The 19,685-nt window shown below is 50.4% G+C and carries 21 protein-coding genes and 1 other RNA gene; 14 read left to right on the top strand and 8 right to left on the bottom strand.

Translation table 11 applies throughout. The features are described from left to right. Positions 1–16: 16 nt before the first annotated feature. Both tdcB and tdcA read right to left on the bottom strand, forming a co-directional pair. Positions 17–1,006, bottom strand: a complete 990-nt coding sequence (gene tdcB, locus D9597_RS18355; RefSeq protein WP_130218297.1) for a bifunctional threonine ammonia-lyase/L-serine ammonia-lyase TdcB — start codon at positions 1,004–1,006, stop codon at positions 17–19. Positions 1,007–1,101: 95 nt separating this feature from the next. Next, entirely contained in the window at positions 1,102–2,040 is a 939-nt protein-coding gene (gene tdcA, locus D9597_RS18350) for a transcriptional regulator TdcA (RefSeq protein ID WP_130210820.1), read from the bottom strand. Between the two features lie 314 nt (positions 2,041–2,354). Here tdcA and tdcR point away from each other — a divergent pair, with 314 nt between their 5' ends. After that, positions 2,355–2,573, top strand: coding sequence for a transcriptional activator TdcR (gene tdcR / locus D9597_RS18345; RefSeq protein ID WP_240780440.1), 219 nt, complete (start codon positions 2,355–2,357; stop codon positions 2,571–2,573). Positions 2,574–2,741: 168 nt separating this feature from the next. After that, complete coding sequence (locus D9597_RS18340; RefSeq protein ID WP_130223834.1) at positions 2,742–2,936, top strand: hypothetical protein; 195 nt, start codon at positions 2,742–2,744, stop codon at positions 2,934–2,936. Positions 2,937–2,939: 3 nt separating this feature from the next. Here D9597_RS18340 and rnpB read toward each other — a convergent pair. The 5 genes from rnpB to garP all read right to left on the bottom strand — a co-directional run bounded on the left by rnpB (position 2,940) and on the right by garP (position 7,631). Next, an RNA gene (gene rnpB, locus D9597_RS18335) (RNase P RNA component class A) lies at positions 2,940–3,316 on the bottom strand. A 32-nt stretch (positions 3,317–3,348) separates the two neighbouring features. After that, positions 3,349–4,494, bottom strand: a complete 1,146-nt coding sequence (gene garK / locus D9597_RS18330; RefSeq protein WP_130223832.1) for a glycerate 2-kinase — start codon at positions 4,492–4,494, stop codon at positions 3,349–3,351. 96 nt (positions 4,495–4,590) lie between these two features. Further along, entirely contained in the window at positions 4,591–5,481 is an 891-nt protein-coding gene (garR, locus tag D9597_RS18325; protein WP_001350452.1) for a 2-hydroxy-3-oxopropionate reductase, read from the bottom strand. A 29-nt stretch (positions 5,482–5,510) separates the two neighbouring features. After that, positions 5,511–6,281, bottom strand: coding sequence for a 2-dehydro-3-deoxyglucarate aldolase (garL, locus tag D9597_RS18320; protein ID WP_130204646.1), 771 nt, complete (start codon positions 6,279–6,281; stop codon positions 5,511–5,513). 15 nt (positions 6,282–6,296) lie between these two features. Further along, a complete protein-coding gene (garP, locus tag D9597_RS18315; protein WP_130223830.1) occupies positions 6,297–7,631 on the bottom strand; it encodes a galactarate/glucarate/glycerate transporter GarP in 1,335 nt (444 codons plus the stop codon). A 374-nt stretch (positions 7,632–8,005) separates the two neighbouring features. On the opposite strand from garP, the gene garD reads away from it, so the two are divergent. The 3 genes from garD (at position 8,006) to yhaV (ending at position 10,525) form a co-directional block, all read left to right on the top strand. Further along, positions 8,006–9,577, top strand: coding sequence for a galactarate dehydratase (gene garD, locus D9597_RS18310; protein ID WP_130223828.1), 1,572 nt, complete (start codon positions 8,006–8,008; stop codon positions 9,575–9,577). 148 nt (positions 9,578–9,725) lie between these two features. After that, positions 9,726–10,061, top strand: a complete 336-nt coding sequence (gene prlF, locus D9597_RS18305) for a type II toxin-antitoxin system antitoxin PrlF (RefSeq protein WP_130223826.1) — start codon at positions 9,726–9,728, stop codon at positions 10,059–10,061. Further along, complete coding sequence (yhaV, locus tag D9597_RS18300) at positions 10,061–10,525, top strand: type II toxin-antitoxin system ribonuclease toxin YhaV (RefSeq protein WP_130223824.1); 465 nt, start codon at positions 10,061–10,063, stop codon at positions 10,523–10,525. The genes prlF and yhaV overlap by 1 nt, the downstream gene beginning before the upstream one ends. A 54-nt stretch (positions 10,526–10,579) precedes the next feature. On the opposite strand, the gene agaR is transcribed toward yhaV, so the two are convergent. Then, positions 10,580–11,389, bottom strand: coding sequence for an aga operon transcriptional regulator AgaR (gene agaR, locus D9597_RS18295; RefSeq protein WP_000072187.1), 810 nt, complete (start codon positions 11,387–11,389; stop codon positions 10,580–10,582). 248 nt (positions 11,390–11,637) lie between these two features. Here agaR and kbaZ point away from each other — a divergent pair, with 248 nt between their 5' ends. The 9 genes from kbaZ to agaB all read left to right on the top strand — a co-directional run bounded on the left by kbaZ (position 11,638) and on the right by agaB (position 19,675). After that, positions 11,638–12,918, top strand: a complete 1,281-nt coding sequence (gene kbaZ / locus D9597_RS18290) for a tagatose-bisphosphate aldolase subunit KbaZ (RefSeq protein ID WP_130223822.1) — start codon at positions 11,638–11,640, stop codon at positions 12,916–12,918. A gap of 22 nt (positions 12,919–12,940) precedes the next feature. Beyond that, positions 12,941–13,414 carry a PTS N-acetylgalactosamine transporter subunit IIB gene (gene agaV, locus D9597_RS18285; RefSeq protein WP_002461030.1) on the top strand — a complete coding sequence of 158 codons (474 nt, stop codon included), beginning with the start codon at positions 12,941–12,943 and terminating at the stop codon, positions 13,412–13,414. 10 nt (positions 13,415–13,424) lie between these two features. Further along, entirely contained in the window at positions 13,425–14,204 is a 780-nt protein-coding gene (gene agaW / locus D9597_RS18280) for a PTS N-acetylgalactosamine transporter subunit IIC (protein ID WP_000406214.1), read from the top strand. Continuing rightward, on the top strand, positions 14,194–15,072 hold the full coding sequence (gene agaE, locus D9597_RS18275; protein ID WP_001295548.1) for a PTS N-acetylgalactosamine transporter subunit IID: 879 nt from the start codon (positions 14,194–14,196) through the stop codon (positions 15,070–15,072). Before agaW ends, agaE begins: the two co-directional genes overlap by 11 nt. Before the next feature lie 17 nt (positions 15,073–15,089). After that, entirely contained in the window at positions 15,090–15,524 is a 435-nt protein-coding gene (gene agaF / locus D9597_RS18270) for a PTS galactosamine/N-acetylgalactosamine transporter subunit IIA (RefSeq protein WP_000948824.1), read from the top strand. Beyond that, positions 15,521–16,654 carry an N-acetylglucosamine-6-phosphate deacetylase gene (gene nagA / locus D9597_RS18265; protein ID WP_130223820.1) on the top strand — a complete coding sequence of 378 codons (1,134 nt, stop codon included), beginning with the start codon at positions 15,521–15,523 and terminating at the stop codon, positions 16,652–16,654. The genes agaF and nagA overlap by 4 nt, the downstream gene beginning before the upstream one ends. 350 nt (positions 16,655–17,004) lie before the next feature. Then, positions 17,005–18,159, top strand: coding sequence for an AgaS family sugar isomerase (locus D9597_RS18260; protein ID WP_130223818.1), 1,155 nt, complete (start codon positions 17,005–17,007; stop codon positions 18,157–18,159). A gap of 12 nt (positions 18,160–18,171) precedes the next feature. Beyond that, complete coding sequence (kbaY, locus tag D9597_RS18255) at positions 18,172–19,032, top strand: tagatose-bisphosphate aldolase subunit KbaY (RefSeq protein WP_130223816.1); 861 nt, start codon at positions 18,172–18,174, stop codon at positions 19,030–19,032. A 166-nt stretch (positions 19,033–19,198) separates the two neighbouring features. Then, a complete protein-coding gene (gene agaB, locus D9597_RS18250) occupies positions 19,199–19,675 on the top strand; it encodes a PTS galactosamine transporter subunit IIB (protein ID WP_130219231.1) in 477 nt (158 codons plus the stop codon). Positions 19,676–19,685: the final 10 nt, after the last annotated feature.

Below are 19,685 nucleotides of genomic sequence, written 5' to 3'. Positions count from 1 at the left end.
ATCCTCAACGAATTAATTAAGCGTCAACGAAACCGGTGATTTGAGAGACGCGAGAAAGATCGATATTACCGCCGGAAATAATGCTGACGGTTTTTCTGTTTTGAATATATTGGTCTAATTTACCGCTTAATAACGCAGCACATGCCAGAGCGCCTGCGCCTTCGGTGACGACTTTATTGCGCTGAATTAAGGCAATCATACTGTTTCTGATTTCGTCTTCGCTGACCAGCACGATGTCATCGACTAATTCACGAACGATTTGGTAAGTTAAATTACCCGGGCGGGCGACATCACAACCATCCGCCAGGGTGCCGGTAGTTCGGTGCGTGGTTATTTCTCCCGAGTGGAAAGAAGCCGCCATGCCGTGAACGTTTTCTGATTGCACACCAATAACACGAATTGTCGGGTTAATAGATTTAATCGCTACCGCAATACCAGCAATTAAACCGCCACCGCCAATTGGCACAATCACATTATCGACATCATAGAGATCTTCCATAATTTCCAGGCCAATCGTTCCCTGACCGGCAATCACTTTCGGATCATCATAAGGTGGGATAAAAATACGGCCTTCCGTTTCGACAATTTCGCTAACTTTGGCGATGGTGTCGTTAAAGTTGTCGCCGTGCAGAACAACTTCAGCGGAGTAGTCACATGTCGCCGCGACCTTGGATTTTGGCGCGCCTTTCGGCATTACTACTTTCCCGTCGATGCCCAGCATTGCGCAGGAGAGCGAAACCCCTTGCGCATGGTTACCCGCAGAACAGGCCACCACACCTTTGCGTTTTTCAGCATCGGTTAAAGAGCTTAATTTATTAAATGCGCCACGAATTTTAAATGAACCAGTACGCTGCATATTTTCAAACTTAAGGAATATTTCACCTTTGCAACGTTCACTAAAATAATTGGATCGAGGCATGCCTGTTTTATAAATTCGCCCAGCCAGTCGTTGTTTTGCTTCGATAATGTCATCAATAGCAACCGGGAGATCGTATGTAATATGCATGATAAACCTCTTAACCTGAATTAAATATGTAGGTAACCGTAACCGACACCCGAGAAAAGACAGGTGGATTATTTATGTTTGAGAAAAACAAATAACTAATCAGCTTCTATTAATTGTCTTCGTCTACACCCATTATAAGATGAATACTCTTTGGCTAGTTCAACCAAAACCGATGCTGCTTTTTTAATACGATAATTTTTTGACCATACCGCGGCATATCGCGCCACGGGCAACGTTTCTTCAACCGGAATAGTAATAAATTGATTAGAACCAAAAGGTGAAGTCATATCACAAGGAATCACGGTTAAGAAATCAGCATTGAGAACAAGATTATAAATTGTCACGACTGAGTCGGTTTTAACGATGTTTTCAATACTGATGCCATTTCTTTGTAACGTGGTGAGAAGTTCGCTGTAGTATCCCATATTAGTTTGCGGCAACACCCACTGTTCGTTTTTCAACGACTCCAGCGTGGTAGTGCCGGTGCATGTTCGGGACTTGCTGGCCACCAGCACAAACTCGGACTCGAACAGCGGCTCAACATGCAAATCCTGAAGCTTCATCTCTGCACTTAATGTACCAATCGCAAAATCGAGGCGTCCGTCGCGGATAGCAGGTAAGAACGAGGACAACTGTGCTTCATACATTGAGACTTGCGCTCTCGGGAACACCTCTTTGAATTTGTTGATCATCCCGGACATAAAGGTAAAGCCAATTAGCGAAGGAAAACCAAATGAGACTTCCACCACGGCTTCAGAGGACATACCGCTTATCTCATTAACCATATTTTTCATTTCGCGGGTAATGGATTCGGAACGTGAGAGCAACAATTGACCGGCTGGCGTCAGCGTTACACCGGTATTTTTCCGTACCACTAATTCCACGCCAAAATAATCTTCAATATCGTTAATGATTTTACTTACAGCAGGTTGAGTTAAACCTAATTCTTTTGCAGCCGAGCCAATAGAGCCACTTCTGATGACTTCCTGAAAGACTACCAGGTGCTGCGTTTTAGGAAGAAGAATAGTGCTCATATCGGCCTGCATTAATTACCTCATTGACGACATGAAGTGTATCAAAATGGAATGAATAGGATATGTGCGACCACTCACAAATTAACTTTCAATTGCTTTCCAGGCATCTACTTAAATCAATATAAATCTTTAATATCAATGAGTTAACATAATAAAATCGGCGTAAAGCCTGACTTTTATCAAAAAACAAAGGGGGGGATAACCATATTTTATGGCGATAACAACACGCTTTATATGGCTTATTAAAAAATGTCCTGCGACGATATTTCAAGCAAATATCGTGTATTTCTCAGGCGAATTTTAAGTTAAATTTAATGAGCAAGTTATCAAATTTTATTATAAACAAATCATATTTACAGGTAAATAATGCGCCGCGTCACATTTTTTCGCGGAATTTGTTGGTCACAAAACATCTATTTTATCAATATTTTAAAAAATCGAATACAGATATTGATCATCTCGAACAATTGATTAACGTCAACTTTTACCATCATAGCAGGGCGTCATTTTGTGAATGCAATCGTTTTCCATGATTTCTGCTGCCCTCATAATGCACGGATAGCATTTTGTGTTGATGATCACAAAACTAATAATTCATATTTGAAGGTAAGTAATCTCGGGAGACAACAAGGGTGACGAAAAAAGAGTATTTATACTGAAAAAAAAGAAACTGACCGATAAGCCGCTTTCTTTTGGGTATAGTGTCGTGGACAGTCATTCATCTTACCGCCGCGCAAAAGCAAAAACCCGCCAGTTTACGCTGGCGGGTTTTCGTTGAAGAGGTGAAACTGACCGATAAGCCGCTTTCTTTTGGGTATAGTGTCGTGGACAGTCATTCATCTTACTGCCGCGCAAAAGCAAAAACCCGCCAGTTTACGCTGGCGGGTTTTCGTTAAAATAGGTGAAACTGACCGATAAGCCGGGTTCTGTCGTGGACAGTCATTCATCTAGGCCAGCAATCGCTCACTGGCTCAAGCAGCCTACCCGGGTTCAGTACGGGCCGTACCTTATGAACCCCTATTTGGCCTTGCTCCGGGTGGAGTTTACCGTGCCACGGACTGTTACCAGCCGCGCGGTGCGCTCTTACCGCACCCTTTCACCCTTACCTGATCCCACTCGCGTGGGCCATCGGCGGTTTGCTCTCTGTTGCACTGGTCGTGGGTTTCCCCCCCAGGCGTTACCTGGCACCCTGCCCTATGGAGCCCGGACTTTCCTCCCCTCCGCCCGTCTCCCCCGAAGAGGACGACGACGAAGCGGCGACTGTCTGGTCAGCTTCGGCGCGCAGTATAGAGGGTTTACACGCCCTTGTCACCCCGCGTTGCGCATTCCAATCGCCAGTGTTGCAGCAATATTGCGCGAAGCTCGGTAAATATTGTCATAAGCCCCGCTGAAAGCTTCATCCAGCGTAACAATACTGTTTAACACGCTGAATACAGCATCGATACCATGCTGGTGCACAACGCCAACATCCTTCGTAAGACTACCCGCAATGCCAATTACCGGTTTATTGTATTTCTTCGCCACATTAGCCACCCCAATCGGTACTTTGCCATGGATGCTCTGGCTATCAATGCGCCCTTCTCCGGTGATAACCAGCGTGCAATCATGAATATGTTCTTCCAGATTGAGCGCCGTAGTCACAATCTCAATACCGCTCTTTAGCTCTGCGCCAAGAAAAGCCATCAACGCCGCGCCCATTCCGCCCGCCGCACCTGCACCGGGGACGTCTTTCACATCAACATGCAGCGATTTTTTGATGACATCAGCATAGTGAGAGAGATTCTTGTCCAGCTCGACAATCGTGGTTTCATTCGCCCCTTTTTGCGGGCCAAAGATCCGCGAAGCGCCACTGTCGCCCACCAGTGGATTGGTGACATCACAGGCGACGCGAATCGTACAATTCTTTAAACGTGGATCGAGGCCAGTGATATCAATGGTATTCAGAGTATTAAGACTGCCGCCGCCAAAGCCGATTTCATTGCCATTGGCATCGCTTAACTTCGCTCCCAGCGCCTGCATCATCCCTGCACCGCCATCGTTGGTGGCGCTGCCGCCAATGCCGATAATGATACTTGTTGCACCGCTCTCCAGCGCCTGCAGGATTAACTCCCCTGTGCCGCGTGAAGTGGTTACCAGCGGATCACGCTTTTCCGATGGCACCAGCGCCAGCCCACTGGCCGCCGCCATTTCGATAAACGCGGTTTTGCCGTCGCCGGAGATCCCCCAACTGGCATTCACTTTCTCGCCCAGCGGCCCTGTAACCCAGGCGTGACGTTCAGCCCCCTGGGTGGCAGCAATCATCGCTTCCACCGTTCCTTCGCCACCGTCGGCAACAGGAACAGAAACGTACTGTGCATCAGGAAAAATTTCCCGAAATCCTTTTTCTATCGCCTGCGCAACCTCGCTGGCTGATAAACTTTCTTTATAAGAGTCTGGGGCGATTACGATTTTCATACCTTTGCCTGTTACCACATGACGCCGGGGGGCGTTTCTCTTATTCGGCCTGGATTCCAGGCCCGGATAGCAATAAGCCATCCGGGCACGACGTCATTAGCGAGTAACTTCGACTTTCGCCAGTTTTTCGTAGTAGCACGCAAGGGCGCTATGGTCTGCTGTTCCCAGACCATCGGCACGCAGCGCTTGCATCATCTCCATAACCGCAGCCGTCAGCGGCAGTTGCGCGCCAACGCCGTGGGAGGTATCCAGCGCATTCGCCAGATCCTTAATATGCAGATCAATACGGAAACCTGGCTTGAAGTTACGGTCCATCACCATTGGCGCTTTCGCATCCAGCACGGTACTGCCCGCCAGTCCACCACGAATTGCCTGATAAACCAGATCCGGGTTAACGCCTGCTTTCGTTGCCAGCGTCAACGCTTCTGACATCGCGGCAATATTCAGCGCCACAATGACCTGGTTGGCCAGTTTGGTGACGTTGCCTGCGCCGATTTCCCCGGTATGTACCACAGACCCCGCCATCGCTTTCATTAAGTCATAGTATTTGTCGAAAATAGCCTTATCGCCACCCACCATCACTGACAGAGTGCCATCAATCGCTTTCGGCTCACCACCGCTAACCGGAGCATCCAGCATATCAATGCCTTTCGCTTTCAGCGCTTCGCTGATTTCACGGCTTGCCAACGGTGCGATAGAACTCATGTCGATCAATACCGTGCCGGGTTTCGCGCCTTCAATAATGCCATTTTCACCCAGCGCCACTTCTTTCACATGAGGAGAGTTTGGCAGCATGGTAATGATGACGTCGCACTGTTCAGCGATCGCTTTAGCCGTAGCGGCTGTTTCTGCACCTGCAGCAATCACGTCAGCAATAGCTTCTGGGTTACGGTCAGCAACCACCAGCGAGTAACCTGCTTTCAGAAGGTTTTTACTCATTGGTTTACCCATAATACCCAGGCCAATAAAACCAACTTTCATAGTCATATCAATCATCTCTCTTGTTGCGGTGGTGGTTATTTTTTAAAGGTATCTGCCAGTTTCTGGGTGGCAGAGCGGAACACGCCGAGATCGCTACCAACAGCCACAAACGTCGCGCCCCATTCCAGATAACGACGCGCATCGGCTTCGACCGGTGCGAGGATACCGCTGGGTTTGCCGTGCGCTCTGGCACGGTTAAAAATATGTTGAATCGCTTTTTGTACATCCGGGTGTGATGCATTGCCGAGATGGCCTAATGCCGCAGCCAGATCGCTGGGACCGACGAAGATGCCGTCTACACCTTCGGTAGCGGCGATAGCATCGACGTTATCTACGCCTTGCTGACTTTCAATCTGGACCAGAATGGTGATGTTCTTGTTCGACTGTGCGAAATAATCCGCCACGGTGCCAAACATATTGGCGCGGTGAGAAACGGAGACGCCGCGAATACCTTCTGGTGGATAACGAGTAGATGCCACAGCTTGTACCGCTTCCTCTTCTGTTTCGACAAATGGAATCAGGAAGTTATAGAAACCGATATCCAGAAGACGCTTAATAATTACCGGTTCGTTGGTCGGCACCCGCACCACTGGCGCGCTGGGGCTACCTTTCAGGGCCATCAGTTGGGGAATAAATGTGGAGATATCGTTTGGCGCATGTTCGCCATCCAACACCAGCCAGTCAAAGCCAGCCAAACCAAGAACTTCAGTGCTAATCGGGTTAGAGAGAGCTGACCAGCAACCAATTTGTACCTGTTTCGCAGCTAGTGCGGCTTTGAATTTATTGGGAAAAATATCGTTATTCATCGCTTATACCTGTGCTTATTTCTGCAATTCCATACGTTTAATGTCGCCAACCACGAAGAGGTAGCAGACCATCGCCATCAGCGCCGAACATCCCACGAAGACCAGTGCTGCATTGAAGGAGTGCAGTTCACTTACCAGGTAGCCAATCACCAGTGGAGTGACAATGGAGGCAACATTGCCAAAGACGTTAAAGACGCCGCCGCAGAGACCAACAATCTCTTTCGGCGCGGTGTCAGAAATCACCGGCCAGCCCAGCGCACCAAATCCTTTGCCAAAGAAGGCCAGCGCCATCAGCATGACCACCAGCGTGGTGTTGTTGGTGTAGTTACATAAGATGATGGTGGAAGCCAGCAACATTCCCAGTACAATCGGTAGCTTACGAGCCAGGGTCAGTGACAAACCGCGTTTGATCAGATAATCCGAGAAGACACCACCGAGCACGCCTCCAGCAAAACCACACAGTGCCGGAATCGAGGCGACCAGGCCTACCTTCAGAATCGACATACCTTTTTCCTGCACCAGATAAATCGGGAACCAGGTAAGGAAGAACCAGGTGATGGTGTTGATAAAATATTGTCCGAAAAATACACCCAGCATCATGCGACTGGAGAGCAATTGCTTGATGTAATGCAGTTTGGGACCGCTTGCCACTGCACAGCCCGGCTTTTTATGGTCCATATCAACCACCGCGCCATTTTCAGAGATAAACTTCAACTCTTCCGCGGACATGCGTGGATGATCTGTCGGGTTATGAATCAACTTGATCCACAGCGCCGTCAGCACAAAGCCAATCACTCCCATAACGGTAAAGACGTGCTCCCAGCCCCAGGCAAAAGTCAGCCAGCCAAGCAGCGGTGAGAAGAGCGCCAGCGAGAAATATTGCGCCGAGTTAAAGATGGCGGAGGCAGTACCACGTTCTTTCGTCGGGAACCAGGCCGCGACAATACGGGCGTTCGCCGGGAATGACGGCGCTTCCGAAAACCCCAGCATAAAGCGCATAAAGAACATGGAGATCCCTGCCCAGGCCAGCGGGAACATATCGACAAAGCCTTGCAGGAAGGTGAACAACGACCAGAAAAAGAGGCTGTAAGTATAAACTTTCTTCGAGCCAAACTTATCAAGCAACCAGCCGCCGGGGATTTGCATCAGCAGGTAGGCCCAGCCAAAAGCAGAGAAGATGTAACCCATCGAAACCGCACTTAACTGCAACTCTTTTGCCACTTCGGTACCAGCAATAGACAGCGTTGCACGATCGGCGTAGTTAACGGCGGTAACAATAAAAATAATCAGTAATATTAAATAGCGGGTATGCACGCCTTTCTTTTTTTCGTCAACGGTGTCCAGAATCATTTTATTTACCTCGGGTACTTATGCTGATTTTTATTATTATGGGGAAGATGTTATTTATGAGTTTCATTTATGCCGTAATGACAATGAACTCGGGAATCAGTATAAGCAGCGCGAGAATAATAATCATTGTGCAAATGCTAATTTAATTAATACGATTTAAATATTATTTTGAGCATATGCACATAAGGTTGCGCGCTAAAGCACAGATTTACGCATTGCCTTGCCGGGCGGTACTGCAATCCCTGAAATGATTGACATTGATCACATTTCTGCGTTTAAACTCCTGACATTCTTATTTCACCCAATGAAGTCATTTATTTTTAAATGAGACCAGGTCCTCATTTTAATAGTCCCTGGCTGGAGAATATTGCACAATGGCCAACATCGAAATCAGACAAGAAACGCCAACTGCGTTCTATATAAAAGTTCACGACACAGATAATGTGGCAATTATTGTTAATGATAATGGCCTGAAAGCAGGAACGCGTTTTCCGGACGGACTGGAATTAATTGAACATATTCCTCAGGGGCATAAAGTCGCATTGCTGGACATTCCGGCTAATGGTGAAATTATTCGTTATGGCGAAGTGATTGGTTACGCCGTGCGCGCAATCCCACGCGGAAGCTGGATCGACGAATCAATGGTAGTACTACCGGAAGCGCCGCCGTTACACACGCTACCACTGGCAACCAAAGTCCCGGAACCCTTACCGCCGCTGGAAGGTTATACCTTTGAGGGCTATCGCAATGCTGATGGTAGCGTGGGTACCAAAAACCTGCTCGGCATTACCACCAGCGTCCACTGTGTGGCAGGCGTGGTGGATTACGTAGTAAAAATCATTGAGCGCGATCTGCTGCCAAAATACCCGAACGTCGATGGCGTGGTGGGGCTGAATCACCTGTACGGTTGTGGCGTGGCGATTAATGCTCCGGCGGCTGTAGTGCCAATACGTACCATTCACAATATTTCGCTCAATCCAAATTTTGGCGGCGAGGTGATGGTGATTGGCCTGGGCTGTGAAAAGTTACAGCCTGAACGCCTGCTGATTGGAACGGATGATGTGCAAGCTATTCCAGTAGAAAGCGCCAGCATTGTCAGCTTGCAGGATGAAAAGCATGTCGGTTTTCAGTCCATGGTCGAGGATATTTTGCAGGTCGCCGAACGCCATCTACAAAAACTGAATCAACGTCAGCGAGAAACCTGCCCGGCTTCAGAACTGGTTGTCGGCATGCAATGCGGCGGCAGCGATGCATTTTCTGGCGTAACGGCAAACCCGGCGGTTGGATATGCGTCTGATTTACTGGTGCGCTGCGGTGCAACGGTGATGTTTTCAGAAGTAACGGAAGTGCGTGACGCGATCCATCTGCTGACACCGCGCGCCATTAACGAAGAGGTCGGCAAACGGCTGCTGGAAGAGATGGAGTGGTACGATAACTATCTCAATATGGGAAAAACCGACCGCAGCGCCAACCCTTCGCCGGGCAACAAGAAAGGCGGTCTGGCAAACGTGGTAGAGAAGGCACTCGGCTCCATTGCTAAATCGGGTAAAAGCGCAATTGTTGAAGTGCTGTCGCCCGGTCAACGCCCGACTAAACGCGGATTAATTTACGCCGCGACGCCAGCCAGCGATTTTGTCTGTGGCACGCAACAGGTGGCTTCGGGTATCACCGTGCAAGTGTTTACGACCGGCCGTGGTACACCATACGGCCTGATGGCGGTACCCGTCATTAAAATGGCGACCCGCACCGAGCTGGCAAACCGTTGGTTTGACTTAATGGATATCAACGCAGGCACCATCGCCACCGGCGAAGAAACCATTGAAGAGGTGGGCTGGAAGCTGTTCCACTTTATTCTCGACGTCGCCAGCGGGAAGAAGAAAACCTTCTCGGATCAATGGGGATTGCATAACCAGCTGGCGGTGTTTAACCCGGCACCGGTGACCTGATTTCTTTTGGAACGCACCTCGCAAAACATGGCCTTAGTGCCATGTTTTTATTGTTTAAAGTCCCCACACCCATTAATAATGCATTTGCATTACCTTAGTTCAAGCTTATAATTTGAGCAGAAAACAGGCTGTAAAAGGACAGTGAACAATGCCCGCTAATGCTCGCTCTAACGCTGTACTGACCACTGAATCAAAGGTCACGATACGCGGACAAACAACTATCCCCGCGCCAGTGCGTGAGGCCTTAAAACTGAAGCCAGGCCAGGACAGCATTCATTACGAAATTCTGCCTGGTGGGCAAGTATTTATGTGCCGACTGGGAGATGAACAGGAGGATCATACTATGAATGCATTTTTGCGTTTTCTGGATGCAGATATCCAGAACAACCCGCAAAAAACTCGTCCATTCAACATTCAACAAGGAAAGAAACTTGTCGCTGGCATGGACGTCAACATTGATGATGAGATTGGCGACGACGAATAATGGATTTTCCACAAAGGGTTAATGGTTGGGCGCTATATGCTCATCCCTGCTTTCAGGAAACCTACGACGCTTTAGTTGCCGAAGTCGAGACATTAAAGGGGAAAGAGCCTGAAAATTATCAGAAAAAAGCCGCCACAAAGTTATTGGCGGTAGTCCATAAAGTGATTGAGGAGCATATCACGGTCAATCCATCATCGCCGGCATTCCGTCATGGTAAGTCGTTAGGCTCTGGGAAAAATAAAGACTGGTCACGGGTAAAATTTGGCGCTGGTCGTTATCGTCTCTTCTTTCGTTACAGCGAAAAAGAGAAAGTCATCATTCTGGGATGGATGAACGATGAAAACACGCTGCGCTCCTACGGTAAAAAAACAGATGCCTATACCGTATTCAGCAAAATGTTAAAAAGAGGACATCCTCCTGCCGACTGGGAAACCCTCACCCAAGAGACAGAAGAAAAGCATTGATAGTGTTCACAATGCCCGCCGAACGCATTGGTGTTGACCAGCGGGCACCCTTTCTCACTCCCCGACCAGAATCACTTCAACCCCTGCCTTTCGCAGCCCTTCCAGACTATCCGCAGGAATGCCTTCATCAACAATGATCATGTCGATCCGCTGGGTATCGATGATCTTATGTAGGCTGGAGCGGTTGAACTTACTGGAATCGGTGACTACGATGATCCGTTCCGCAACTTCGCACATCCGACGGTTTAAACGAGCTTCATCTTCATTATGCGTGCTAACGCCACGCTCCAGATCAATAGCATCTACGCCAAGAAACAGCATATCGAAGTGGTAATTTTGCAGCGATTGTTCAGCCTGATCGCCGTAAAAAGATTGCGATTGACGGCGCAAATGCCCGCCGGTCATCAGCAGCTCAACGCCTTCCGCTTCCAGTAAAGCATTGGCCACGTTCATACCGTTGGTCATCGCAATTACGTCAGTGTGCTTGCGCATCAGACGAGCAATCTCAAAAGTGGTGGTCCCGGAGTCGAGGATCACCCGATGACCTGGCTGAATCAACTCAACGGCAGCTTTCGCAACGCTGCGTTTCATCGCCGTGTTGAGCGCGCTTTTATCTTCCACTGATGGCTCGACTGACGGCGTCGTGCTATCGCAGATCAACGCGCCCCCATAGGCCCGCACAGCGATCCCCTGCTTTTCCAGAAACGCCAGATCGTTACGGATCGTCACAGTAGATACACCATACAATGCCGATAGATCATTAACTTGCACACTTCCTTGCTGGCGCAGGCGTTGAATGATCTGCTCTCGTCGCTCACTGGTGCCTGTCACTCGCTTCTCGCCTGAAGCGTCGGTATTACTCATAGTAAGTCCTTTCGTAAAACTTTCGTTTCATTTCGTTTTGCCTATTAACGCCTTTCTATTATGCAAATGCAAGCCCACCTTGCCCATTGACGCAAGCTACGCTCGTTTCAGTGGCTTTCATTATGTTTCTTTTGTGAATCAGATCAGAAAACCATTATCTTTCGTTTTATTTTTATCTCACCATGTCGCAGTATCAATTGAAACAAAACGAAAGATTAAAGTTGCAGTAATCTGAACTAGAGAGGAAAGTGAAACATCTGACAGAAATGGTGAGACAGCATAAAGAGGGCAAAACAAATGGGATTTACGCCGTTTGTTCCGCACATCCGCTGGTGCTGGAAGCTGCAATCCGCTACGCCTGTGCAAACCAAACGCCGCTACTGATTGAAGCGACGTCCAATCAGGTGGACCAGTTCGGCGGTTATACCGGAATGACGCCAGCCGATTTTCGCGGCTTTGTTTGCCAGCTTGCTGACTCGCTGAATTTCCCACAGGACGCGTTGATTCTGGGTGGCGACCATCTGGGGCCAAACCGCTGGCAAAACCTGCCTGCCGCTCAGGCGATGGCCAATGCCGATGATTTGATTAAAAGCTACGTCGCGGCAGGATTCAAAAAAATTCACCTTGATTGCAGCATGTCCTGTCAGGACGATCCGGTTCCCTTAACCGATGGCATCGTTGCCGAACGCGCCGCTCGTCTGGCGAAAGTGGCGGAAGAAACCTGCCGTGAACATTTTGGCGAGGCCGATCTGGTGTATGTCATAGGCACCGAAGTTCCGGTGCCTGGCGGCGCACATGAAACCTTAAGCGAACTGGCAGTCACCACGCCGGATGCCGCCCGCGCCACGCTGGAAGCCCATCGTCACGCTTTTGAAAAGCAAGGTCTGAATGCCATCTGGCCACGCATCATTGCGCTGGTAGTTCAGCCTGGCGTCGAATTCGATCACACCAATGTTATTGATTATCAGCCCGCCAAAGCGACCGCCTTAAGCCAAATGGTCGAAAACGACGAAACGCTGATTTTCGAAGCTCACTCTACGGATTATCAAACGCCGCAATCGTTACGTCAGTTGGTTATTGACCATTTTGCCATTCTGAAAGTTGGCCCTGCGCTGACCTTCGCCCTGCGTGAAGCTCTGTTCTCTCTGGCGGCGATTGAAGAAGAACTGGTGCCAGCGAAAGCCTGTTCCGGTCTGCGTCAGGTACTGGAAAACGTGATGCTCGACCGCCCGGAATACTGGCAAAGCCACTACCACGGTGACGGCAACGCGCGTCGTCTGGCGCGTGGTTATAGCTACTCGGATCGCGTGCGTTACTACTGGCCGGACAGCCAGATTGATGACGCTTTCGCCCATCTGGTTCGTAATCTGGCGGATTCACCAATTCCGCTACCGCTCATCAGCCAGTATCTGCCGCTGCAGTACATGAAAGTTCGCGCCGGCGAGCTGCAGCCAACGCCACGGGAACTCATTATCAACCATATTCAGGACATCCTGGCGCAGTACCACACAGCCTGTGAAGGCCAATAAGCAAAACAAAGAGGAACACGCTATGCCAAATATTGTTTTAAGCCGGATTGATGAACGCTTGATTCACGGTCAGGTCGGCGTTCAGTGGGTCGGATTTGCGGGGGCAAATCTGGTGCTGGTAGCCAACGATGAGGTTGCCGAAGATCCGGTACAACAAAACCTGATGGAAATGGTACTGGCAGAAGGGATCGCCGTACGTTTCTGGTCGCTGCAAAAAGTTATCGACAACATTCATCGCGCCGCCGATCGGCAGAAAATCCTGCTGGTTTGTAAAACACCCGCCGATTTCCTGACGCTGGTGAAAGGTGGCGTCCCGGTTAGCCGCATTAACGTTGGCAATATGCACTACGCCAATGGCAAGCAGCAAATCGCCAAAACGGTTTCTGTGGATGCGGGCGATATCGCAGCATTTAACGACCTGAAAGCCGCTGGGGTGGAATGCTTCGTTCAGGGCGTCCCGACAGAGCCTGCTGTGGACCTCTTTAAATTACTTTGAGGGATTCATCATGGAAATCAGTCTGTTACAGGCATTTGCGTTGGGCATTATCGCCTTTATCGCTGGCCTGGATATGTTTAACGGCTTAACCCATATGCACCGCCCGGTGGTTCTCGGCCCGTTGGTCGGGCTGGTACTTGGCGATCTGCATACCGGTATTTTAACCGGCGGTACGCTGGAACTGGTGTGGATGGGACTGGCCCCGCTGGCGGGCGCACAGCCGCCTAACGTGATTATCGGTACTATCGTCGGCACAGCGTTTGCCATTACCACTGGCGTGAAACCCGATGTCGCGGTCGGCGTCGCCGTACCTTTCGCTGTCGCAGTACAGATGGGGATTACCTTCCTGTTCTCGGTGATGTCTGGCGTGATGTCTCGCTGTGACCGAATGGCGGAGAACGCCGATACACGCGGCATTGAACGCGTGAACTATCTGGCGCTGCTGGCACTCGGCACTTTCTATTTTCTCTGCGCTTTCCTGCCTATCTACTTCGGCGCGGAACATGCAAAAACCATCATTGATGTCCTGCCGCAACGATTAATCGACGGCCTCGGCGTCGCGGGCGGCATCATGCCAGCAATCGGTTTCGCCGTGCTGCTGAAAATCATGATGAAAAACGTCTACATCCCCTACTTCATCCTGGGCTTTGTTGCCGCAGCCTGGCTCAAGTTACCGGTGCTGGCTATTGCTGCCGCCGCGCTGGCGATGGCGCTGATCGATCTGCTGCGTAAATCTCCTGAACCGACTCAACCTGCGGCACAGAAAGAGGAATTTGAAGATGGCATCTAATCAAACCACCCTGCCGAACGTCAGTGAAAACGAAGAAACATTGCTGACTGGCGTCAATGAAAACGTGTATGAAGATCAGAGCATTGGCGCGGAGCTGACGAAAAAAGATATCAATCGCGTCGCCTGGCGTTCCATGCTGTTACAAGCGTCTTTTAACTACGAACGTATGCAGGCTTCCGGCTGGTTGTACGGTCTGCTGCCTGCTCTGAAAAAGATCCACACTAATAAACGCGACCTGGCGCGCGCCATGAAGGGGCATATGGGTTTCTTCAATACCCATCCGTTTCTGGTGACGTTTGTTATCGGCATTATCCTTGCGATGGAGCGTTCTAAGCAGGATGTAAACAGTATTCAGAGCACCAAAATTGCCGTCGGTGCGCCGCTCGGCGGGATTGGCGATGCGATGTTCTGGCTAACGCTACTGCCGATTTGTGGCGGGATAGGTGCAAGCCTCGCGCTACAAGGCTCTATTCTCGGCGCAGTCGTCTTTATTGTGCTGTTCAACGTGGTGCATCTTGGTTTGCGTTTTGGTCTTGCGCATTACGCGTATCGAATGGGCGTGGCGGCGATTCCACTCATTAAAGCGAATACCAAAAAAGTCGGCCATGCTGCGTCTATCGTTGGGATGACGGTAATCGGTGCGCTGGTGGCAACCTATGTTCGCTTAAGTACCACGCTGGAAATCACGGCGGGCGACGCAGTGGTTAAGTTACAGGCTGATGTTATCGACAAACTGATGCCTGCCTTCTTACCACTGGTCTACACCCTGACCATGTTCTGGCTGGTACGCCGCGGCTGGAGTCCGCTGCGCCTGATTGCGGTGACCGTGGTTCTCGGCATCGTCGGTAAATTCTGTCATTTCCTTTAAATACAATGAGGTATTAGATGTTAAGTATTATTTTGACAGGGCATGGCGGATTTGCCAGCGGCATGGAAAAAGCAATGAAGCAAATCCTCGGCGAGCAATCACAGTTTATTGCCATCGATTTTCCCGAAACCTCAAGCACCGCGCTGCTTACATCTCAGCTTGAAGAGGCCATTGCCCAACTGGATTGTGAAGACGGCATTGTTTTTCTGACGGATTTGCTGGGCGGCACGCCGTTTCGCGTAGCTTCAACGCTGGCGATGCAAAAACCGGGCTGTGAAGTGATCACCGGCACCAATTTGCAACTGCTACTGGAGATGGTGCTGGAGCGCGAAGGGTTAAGCGGTGAAGAATTCCGTGTGCAGGCGCTGGAGTGTGGACATCGTGGGCTGACCAGTCTGGTGGACGAGTTAGGCCGCTGCCATGAGGAATGTCCGGTCGAGGAAGGAATATGACACACGTTCTGCGCGCCAGAAGGCTGCTGACTGAAGAAGGATGGCTCGATGACCATCAGTTGCGTATTGCTGACGATGTAATCGCAGCAATCGAACCGATTCCAGTGGGCGTGACTGAACGCGATGCGGAACTGCTCTGCCCTGCTTACATCGACACTCATGTACACGGTGGTGCGGGCGTTGATGTAATGGATGACGCGCCGGATGTGCTCGACAAACTGGCAATGCACAAAGCGCGCGAAGGTGTCGGCAGTTGGTTGCCGACTACCGTAACCGCGCCGATTAATGCCATTCATGCGGCGCTGAAACGTATTGCTCAACGTTGCCAACGCGGCGGACCTGGTGCGCAAGTGCTGGGGAGTTATCTCGAAGGACCGTACTTCACGCCGCAGAATAAAGGCGCACATCCGCCGGAGCTGTTCCGCGAGCTGGAAATTGCCGAGCTGGATCAATTGATTGCCGTTTCTCAGCACACCTTGCGCGTGGTAGCGCTGGCACCAGAAAAAGAAGGGGCATTGCAGGCCATCCGCCATCTTAAACAGCAAAACGTACGGGTGATGCTGGGGCATAGCGCGGCGACCTGGCAACAAACCCGTGCCGCGTTTGATGCTGGTGCCGACGGCCTGGTGCATTGCTATAACGGGATGACAGGTTTACATCACCGCGAACCGGGAATGGTTGGCGCGGGATTAACGGACAAGCGCGCCTGGCTGGAACTGATAGCCGATGGGCATCATGTGCATCCGGCGGCGATGTCGCTGTGTTGTTGCTGTGCGAAAGAGAGAATCGTACTGATCACCGACGCGATGCAGGCAGCCGGGATGCCGGATGGTCGTTATACGTTATGTGGTGAAGATGTGCAGATGCGCGGTGGCGTTGTCCGTACCGCGTCCGGTGGGCTGGCGGGTAGTACGCTGTCTGTCGATGCGGCAGTGCGCAACATGGTCGAGCTGACGGGCGTAACGCCTGCGGAAGCGATCCATATGGCGTCGCTGCATCCGGCGCGAATGCTGGGTGTTGATGGTGTTCTGGGATCGCTTAAACCGGGCAAACGCGCCAGCGTCGTTGCGCTGGATAGCGGGCTGCATGTGCAACAAATTTGGGTTCAGGGTCAATTAGCTTCGTTTTAATTGTTTGCTCCGTTGTTGGGCCTTCACTTCCCCCGTAAGGCCTTTCTTTTTCTTTCGTTTTGATCTGAGCAGTGGTGTCGGATGCGACGCTGACGCGTCTTATCCGACCTACAGTTGGTGACCGTAAGGCCGGATAAAGCGTTTACGCCGCATCCGGAAATCCCTTTTGCTTCCCTTATCTTTTCTTTCAACGATCACAGATTTCGTTTTATTTCCTTTCTCTCCATTGAACTTTCAGTTTCTTTTCTATAGATTTTAATCAACGAAAGAAATCACTAAGTGAAATGAAACGAAAGGCAAGCGAAAGCTACCACGCCGGAAGTCAAGTTCATCAGACTAAGGATTGAGTTATGCCAGAAAATTACACCCCTGCTGCCGCGACCACCGGCACATGGACTGAAGAAGAGATCCGTCATCAGCCTCGCGCATGGATCCGTTCACTCACCAACATCGACGCGCTACGTTCCGCGCTCAATAACTTCCTTGAACCGTTATTGCGCAAAGAGGATCTGCGGGTAATCCTGACCGGAGCCGGAACATCGGCATTTATCGGTGACATCATCGCGCCGTGGCTTGCCAGCCATACCGGCAGAAACTTCAGCGCTGTACCGACCACCGATCTGGTCACTAATCCGATGGACTACCTGAACCCAGCTCATCCGCTGCTGTTGATCTCCTTCGGGCGTTCCGGCAACAGCCCGGAAAGCGTTGCCGCCGTGGAGCTGGCGAATCAGTTTGTACCCGAGTGCTATCACCTGCCGATCACCTGCAACGAAGCGGGCGATCTTTACCAAAACGCGATCAACAGCGACAACGCGTTTGCCCTGCTGATGCCCGCAGAAACGCACGATCGCGGCTTTGCGATGACCAGCAGCATTACCACCATGATGGCCAGCTGCCTCGCGGTTTTCGCACCTGAGACGATCAACAGCCAGAGCTTCCGCGATGTGGCGGATCGTTGCCAGGCGATCCTGACCTCACTGGGTGATTTCAGCGAAGGTGTGTTTGGTTACGCACCGTGGAAACGGATCGTTTATCTCGGCAGCGGTGGCTTACAGGGCGCAGCACGCGAGTCGGCGCTGAAAGTGCTGGAACTGACGGCGGGTAAACTGGCGGCCTTTTATGATTCCCCGACCGGATTCCGTCATGGCCCGAAATCGCTGGTCGATAACGAAACGTTGGTGGTGGTGTTTGTCTCCAGCCACCCTTACACCCGTCAGTATGATCTTGATCTGCTGGCAGAACTCCGCCGTGACAACCAGGCAATGCGCGTAATCGCCATCGCCGCGGAAAGCACCGACGTTATCGCCGCTGGCCCGCATATCATCCTGCCGCCATCCCGTCACTTTATCGACGTTGAACAGGCATTTTGCTTCCTGATGTACGCCCAGACGTTTGCACTCATGCAGTCGTTGCACATGGGCAATACGCCGGATACCCCATCAGCCAGTGGCACCGTAAACCGCGTGGTGCAAGGCGTAATCATTCATCCGTGGCAGGCATAAGAGGATCGCATTATGAGCATTATCTCCACCAAATATCTGTTACAGGACGCCCAGGCCAATGGCTACGCGGTGCCAGCCTTTAACATTCATAACGCCGAGACGATCCAGGCGATCCTCGAAGTATGTAGCGAAATGCGATCGCCAGTGATCCTCGCCGGGACGCCGGGGACCTTTAAACATATTGCGCTTGAAGAGATTTACGCTCTGTGTAGCGCCTATTCCACAACCTACAACATGCCGCTGGCGCTGCATCTCGACCACCACGAATCACTCGATGATATTCGCCGAAAAGTCCACGCAGGCGTACGCAGTGCGATGATCGACGGCAGTCACTTCCCGTTTGCCGAGAACGTGAAGCTGGTGAAATCGGTTGTCGACTTCTGCCACTCGCAGGATTGCAGCGTGGAGGCAGAACTGGGCCGTCTGGGCGGTGTTGAAGATGATATGAGCGTCGACGCCGAAAGTGCATTCCTGACCGATCCACAAGAAGCTAAACGCTTTGTCGAACTGACTGGCGTCGACAGCCTGGCGGTAGCGATTGGTACGGCGCACGGCTTATACAGCAAAACGCCGGAGATTGATTTCCAGCGGCTGGCGGAAATTCGTGAAGTGGTGGATGTTCCTCTGGTGCTGCATGGTGCCAGCGATGTCCCGGATGAATTTGTCCGTCGCACTATTGAGCTTGGTGTAACAAAAGTGAACGTTGCCACGGAATTGAAAATTGCCTTCGCAGGTGCGGTAAAAGCCTGGTTCGCGGAAAATCCGCAGGGTAATGATCCTCGTTATTATATGCGCGTCGGTATGGATGCGATGAAAGAAGTCGTCAGAAATAAAATTAATGTCTGTGGTTCAGCGAATCGAATTTCCGCGTAATCATTAATTTTATACGATTTTTCAGAATGCACTAGCCGATTAATATCGGGTAGTGCATTAATGGCAAAGGAGATAACCAAACATTAATAAATACATCAGTACAATGTCTCAATAATAATATATTTAAAAAATTATATTATTCAACTTTTATGGTGAGGATTACACAATGAGCAGTCCAAATATTCTCTTAACCCGTATTGATAACCGTCTGGTTCATGGCCAGGTTGGCGTGACCTGGACATCCACTATCGGTGCGAATCTGCTGGTGGTCGTGGATGATGTCGTCGCGAACGATGATATTCAACAGAAATTAATGGGTATTACCGCAGAAACCTACGGCTTTGGCATTCGTTTCTTTACTATCGAAAAAACCATTAACGTCATCGGCAAAGCTGCGCCGCATCAGAAGATCTTCCTGATTTGCCGTACGCCACAAACGGTACGTAAATTGGTAGAAGGTGGTATTGACCTGAAAGATGTCAACGTCGGTAATATGCATTTCTCGGAAGGGAAAAAGCAAATCAGCAGTAAAGTGTATGTCGATTCTCAAGATCTCACGGACTTACATTTTATTAAACAACGCGGCGTAAATGTTTTTATCCAGGACGTCCCCGGCGATCAAAAAGAACAAATCCCTGACTAAATCTAAAATC

This window comes from Escherichia sp. E13S3, assembly GCF_004212325.1.
In the GTDB taxonomy this organism is placed as follows: Bacteria; Pseudomonadota; Gammaproteobacteria; order Enterobacterales; family Enterobacteriaceae; genus Escherichia.
The sequence above is the reverse complement of the archived record's forward strand: the minus strand, read 5'-3'. Positions and strand labels throughout refer to the sequence as shown.

Excerpts from the sequence above, each read along its gene's own strand:
- tdcB (WP_130218297.1), bottom strand. The coding sequence starts at position 1,006 with ATGCATATTACATACGATCTCCCGGTTGCTATTGATGACATTATCGAA.
- tdcA (WP_130210820.1), bottom strand. The coding sequence starts at position 2,040 with ATGAGCACTATTCTTCTTCCTAAAACGCAGCACCTGGTAGTCTTTCAG.
- tdcR (WP_240780440.1), top strand. The coding sequence starts at position 2,355 with ATGAGCAAGTTATCAAATTTTATTATAAACAAATCATATTTACAGGTA.
- garK (WP_130223832.1), bottom strand. The coding sequence starts at position 4,494 with ATGAAAATCGTAATCGCCCCAGACTCTTATAAAGAAAGTTTATCAGCC.
- garR (WP_001350452.1), bottom strand. The coding sequence starts at position 5,481 with ATGACTATGAAAGTTGGTTTTATTGGCCTGGGTATTATGGGTAAACCA.
- garL (WP_130204646.1), bottom strand. The coding sequence starts at position 6,281 with ATGAATAACGATATTTTTCCCAATAAATTCAAAGCCGCACTAGCTGCG.
- garP (WP_130223830.1), bottom strand. The coding sequence starts at position 7,631 with ATGATTCTGGACACCGTTGACGAAAAAAAGAAAGGCGTGCATACCCGC.
- garD (WP_130223828.1), top strand. The coding sequence starts at position 8,006 with ATGGCCAACATCGAAATCAGACAAGAAACGCCAACTGCGTTCTATATA.
- prlF (WP_130223826.1), top strand. The coding sequence starts at position 9,726 with ATGCCCGCTAATGCTCGCTCTAACGCTGTACTGACCACTGAATCAAAG.
- yhaV (WP_130223824.1), top strand. The coding sequence starts at position 10,061 with ATGGATTTTCCACAAAGGGTTAATGGTTGGGCGCTATATGCTCATCCC.
- agaR (WP_000072187.1), bottom strand. The coding sequence starts at position 11,389 with ATGAGTAATACCGACGCTTCAGGCGAGAAGCGAGTGACAGGCACCAGT.
- agaV (WP_002461030.1), top strand. The coding sequence starts at position 12,941 with ATGCCAAATATTGTTTTAAGCCGGATTGATGAACGCTTGATTCACGGT.
- agaW (WP_000406214.1), top strand. The coding sequence starts at position 13,425 with ATGGAAATCAGTCTGTTACAGGCATTTGCGTTGGGCATTATCGCCTTT.
- agaE (WP_001295548.1), top strand. The coding sequence starts at position 14,194 with ATGGCATCTAATCAAACCACCCTGCCGAACGTCAGTGAAAACGAAGAA.
- agaF (WP_000948824.1), top strand. The coding sequence starts at position 15,090 with ATGTTAAGTATTATTTTGACAGGGCATGGCGGATTTGCCAGCGGCATG.
- nagA (WP_130223820.1), top strand. The coding sequence starts at position 15,521 with ATGACACACGTTCTGCGCGCCAGAAGGCTGCTGACTGAAGAAGGATGG.
- D9597_RS18260 (WP_130223818.1), top strand. The coding sequence starts at position 17,005 with ATGCCAGAAAATTACACCCCTGCTGCCGCGACCACCGGCACATGGACT.
- kbaY (WP_130223816.1), top strand. The coding sequence starts at position 18,172 with ATGAGCATTATCTCCACCAAATATCTGTTACAGGACGCCCAGGCCAAT.
- agaB (WP_130219231.1), top strand. The coding sequence starts at position 19,199 with ATGAGCAGTCCAAATATTCTCTTAACCCGTATTGATAACCGTCTGGTT.